The organism is Candidatus Schekmanbacteria bacterium (assembly GCA_003695725.1).
Lineage (GTDB): Bacteria > Schekmanbacteria > GWA2-38-11 > GWA2-38-11 > J061 > J061.
This window is the reverse complement of the sequence record RFHX01000247.1, coordinates 1-4,526: the sequence shown is the minus strand read 5'-3', so window position 1 is coordinate 4,526 and position 4,526 is coordinate 1. Positions and strand designations below refer to the sequence as shown.

The 4,526-nt window shown below is 34.5% G+C and carries 4 protein-coding genes; all 4 read right to left on the bottom strand.

Features of this window, described 5'->3' with window-relative positions:
- The coding region (locus D6734_09600) for a hypothetical protein (GenBank protein ID RMF93641.1) at positions 1-866 on the bottom strand (866 nt) is incomplete at its 3' end.
- Between the two features lie 109 nt (positions 867-975).
- Entirely contained in the window at positions 976-2,493 is a 1,518-nt protein-coding gene (locus D6734_09595; protein ID RMF93640.1) for a sigma-70 family RNA polymerase sigma factor, read from the bottom strand.
- 92 nt (positions 2,494-2,585) lie between these two features.
- Positions 2,586-3,041, bottom strand: coding sequence for a MerR family transcriptional regulator (locus tag D6734_09590; GenBank protein RMF93639.1), 456 nt, complete (start codon positions 3,039-3,041; stop codon positions 2,586-2,588).
- 133 nt (positions 3,042-3,174) lie between these two features.
- A partial coding sequence (locus tag D6734_09585) for a PAS domain S-box protein (protein RMF93638.1) occupies positions 3,175-4,526 on the bottom strand: 1,352 nt, incomplete at its 5' end.

Genomic DNA, 4,526 nt, shown 5'->3' with positions numbered 1-4,526 from the left:
TATTTCATTTGATGCATTCCTTTAGATGGTTTAAGGGAAATTCCTCCGCTGTCGAAGGTAATACCTTTCCCTATAAGCACGATACAAGGTGATTTACTTCTTGAAGGCGGTATATACTCGAGGACTATGAGTTTTGCCTCTTCTCTACTTCCTTTTGTAACGGAAATGAAAGAATGCATTCCCAACTTTTCGGCTTCTTTTGAGGATATGATTTTGCACTTCAATCCTGTACGCCGTGCAATTTCCTTTGCCTTTTTTGCTACTGTGGATGGTGTCATCATATTGGCAGGCATTGCCACCATTTCACGAATATAATTTACCTCTTCGCATATCTTTTGCCCATCGCTGACACCAGCCTTAACTTTCTTTTTTAAATCATCCGTATCAACACAAATTGTTATCGAATCAAGTTTTTTCTTATCTTCCTTCTTTGATTGAAGATTGAATTCAAAGGAGGAAAGATAAAATCCTTCTGCTATTGCTTTACCAATTTGATAGGGATTGATTAATTTTGACAGCTCGGGCAGAATAATCAAGGCAGCTTCTTTTACTTTTCTCTCTGATGCTTTAGAATATGTAATTCCCGCTGCTCTTCTAAATGTATCAATTTCAATTTTGTTTTCTTCTCCAAGACCAACTAAAAGAATCTTTCTATCTTCTTTTTTCAAAGAAATATTAAAAAGGAGAGAGTCTCCTCTTTTTCCATTAAATTCTTCTTCGCTTATGATTTTGGATAATCTTTTTCCTGACTCTACATCTATCTTCTTCAGAAGACCTGTAATAATTTTTTTTCGTTCAGAGACAAAAATCACAGTCAAAGGCGATTCTTCAATAGAACTTCCATTTACAACGGTTTTAATCTTCATTTTTCAAATTTCTCCAAAAATTTAAGACATTATTAAAAAAAAACTCCCGAATAAGATACAATTTTATTCGGGAGTCGGTCAAGACAGGAATCAAAATCTCAGAAAGTAATCAATCATTGAAAAAAAGCTTCAATTCTTTCATCTGTCCGTTCTTTCTCAGCTTTCTCAAGGCCTCCTCTTCTATCTGACGAATTCTTTCTCTCGAAAGATTAAAGTCTTCTCCTATTTCTTCAAGGGTATGATTAACGCCGAAATCAATCCCATAACGCATTCTTATTATTCTCTCTTCTCTTGGTGAAAGCGATTTAAGGGCTTTTCTCAATCTTTCTTTTAAAACACTTTTCGATGCCTCAACTTCCGGAATTTCTGCATCAGGGTTTTCAACCAGATTCACCAGAGAAGTCTCATTGTCATCATCTTCAATGGTTTCATCCAAAGAAACAGGCTCCTTTTGAATTTTTAAAACTTTCCGGATAAAGTCGGATTCCATACCAACCTTTTCTGCCATTTCATTTATTGATGGCTCTCTTTCAAGGTCTTGGGACATTGTCCTGAATGCCCATTTAAGTTTTCTAATTTTATCAACAATATGAACAGGAATTCTTATGGTCTTCCCCTGCGCCATAATTGCTTTCATTATGGTTTGCTGTATCCACCAGTGGGCATAACTGCAAAACTTTATGCCTCTTCTATAATCATATTTGTCAATTGCAGTAATCAATCCAATGTTTCCTTCCTGCACAAGGTCAAGAAGCTGTAATCCTCTGTTTTGAAATTTTTTTGAAATGCTAACTACAAACCTCAAATTCGCTTCCACAATCTTCTTTTTGAGTTTCCTGTAAGAAGACAGGCCGCTTCTCAATTTTTGAACATTCTTTTTTAATGTCTCCTTATCAATGAAAGAGGCATACAAAGAAATCTTTTCTGCTTTTTCCTTGGGCATAGAAAATTTATCAATAAGCTTCTCTTTAAGTCTTTTTTTTGACCTGAGAATTATAGATGACATATCAGAAATATCTTGAGCCATTTTTTCAATTTGAGAAAAATTAAAAGGAATCTTTGCAAGATGGTTTACTATATCTTTGTGATATCTTTTTATATTTGCCAAAAGAAGTTTATAGCTTCTTGAATCTTTTTCAACCGATTTGATTTTTTCAATTGCAGAAAGAAGCTTCTTCTCAGACTTTTCAATCATTGCCGCTACGCCAAGAAACATCTCCGTCTTTGCCGATACATCAGCAAGATACATCTCATCGAAGGGGCTTACATCGAGAATTTCTTTTATCTTCATCTCTCTATTATTTATGCGACGAGAAAAATCTAAAATCTCAGCAAAGGAAAATTCACAGTTGATGACAATTGATGTGATTTGGGACCTCAATTTTTCCAGCTCTTTAAAGCTTTCTATCTCCTCTTCTCTGGAAAGATAAGCATTACTTTTTATGTCATCATAATAGGCATCGAGAATATTTATATCACGGCTAACAGCATCAATAGTTTTTTTATCATTTACGTCATCAAAAATGCGATCTAATCCCTTTTTCCGTTTCGATTTTTTTTCATTAAGTAATTTTTCATCGAAGGAAAAACTATCTTTTTCTAAATCAATAAATTCTTTATATTCCATTTTATCACCCTACTTTAATTTAAGTTTCCATTAAACTTTTTCAACTAATAACCTATTACGTAAACGTAAATTTTTTATGAAAAAAAATTTACTTAATTGTAAAAAGATGCATACAAATTCGACTTTTTTCTTCTCTCCTCTTTATAGTTGCAGTCTCCACACTGCTCAGGGTCAATCTCATTTTCACAATTTATACATTCTTCAACCAATTTTTTTGTCCTTTCAAGCTCCTGTTTAATCATTCTAAATCTCTTTATTTCATTATCAACTTCAACAATTTTATCTTGAAGTTTTTTAAAAATCTTCTTTGCGGCCTTGCCGCCTATCTTATTTTCTTTTCTTGCATTTATCAGATTCTTTATTTCAGCAAGACTCATATTGAGTTTTTTCAACATCTGTATTGCCATAAGTTTCTTCAAATCATCATCATTATAACAGCGCACACCTCCAGCCGTCCTCCCCGAAGGTGTTAGAATGCCTTCTTCTTCATAATATCTAAGTGTCCGGATAGTAGTATTTGCTTTTCGTGCAATTTCACCTATTTTCATCTTTACCTCCTTTTTCTATAAAATATAACGTTAACGTAAATTGTCAACATTTTTTTTAAAAAAGATGAAAATTTCAAAGGGATTATTTTTTGGGTTTATTTTCTCAATAGGTGGATTAAATAGAAAAAGGTGCTTATTCCTCTTTGAATACAGGAAAGTAAAGAAAGAAAACTGTGCCGCAGCCCTTCTCGCTTGAAACCTCTATTTCTCCCTGATGCTGCCTAATTATCCCATAGCTGACTGACAACCCAAGCCCTGTGCCGGCGCCTGGACGTTTGGTGGTAAAGAATGGATCAAAAATCCTTGTAAGATACCCCTTCTCGATTCCCTCACCAGTATCAGCAACCACTGCATAAACATATTCTGGACTTCCTTTTTTATTTGGAACATCACCAGTCATTAAGGTTAGTGTGCCGCCATCAGGCATTGCCTGACAGGCATTTATAATGAGATTGGTAAAAACTTGTTCAAGTTGAAAAGTATTGCCTCTGATTGGAGAAGTATCTTCACTTAAATCTTTCTCAATTATAATATTGTTTAGCAATATGTTATTCCCAACTACATCCAATGCATTTTCCATTATTTCATTCAAATTGACGGCATCCATTCTATAGACATCATTTCCTCTTGAAAATTTAAGAAGGTTTTGAATGATATGTTTACTCTTATGAGCTTCCCGCTCTATCTTTTCAAGCTTTTCAACAAAATTGTTTATCTCGTCAGGCGTTAATCCTTCCTCGCTTTTTTCCTTCATCTTTTTTATTATGAACTGAGTATAACCAACAATTCCCGCAAGAGGATTGTTAATTTCATGAGCAATGCCTGCTGCAAGCTGGCCCAATGCAGCAAGTTTATTCGACTGCAATACTTGGTACTCCAGCATCTTTCTTTCCCTCAAATCACGGCATATCCCTATACTTCCCGCAATATTTCCCCTTTCATCATAGAAATAGCTCATCGTCCATTCCACAGGGACTATCTCCGTACTTTTATTAACCACAGCAGACTCAAAAGGCGTCACTGCGCCATCAGTCATCAATTGCTCAACCATTTTTGTCCCTTCTATAAAATATTTTTCTTCAGGTGGGATAAAGTCCATAACTCTTTTTCCAAGAAGCTCTTTAATGGTATAACCAAAAATCTTTTCTGCAGAGCTGTTGACTTGAATTATGCTTCCTTTAGCATCTGTTATGACAACACCGTCAACGCACGATTCAATAATTTTATCTGTAAAAGATGAGCCGGCAACAGATTCCGGATTCTCACCTACAATATTTATATTGGAATTATCATGGTTTATATAGGAGATATAAAACTTCGATTCATCAGTCGACATAATAGAAGTTGTTGCAATCACATCAATTGTTTCTCCATTTCTTTTTTTCAAAATGATTTCTTTTAGTTTTCTTTCTTCAAATTGAGACGATGATTCCAAATTCTGATAGTTACCATCATAATCCTCAAATTTCTTGATTATCTCATTAC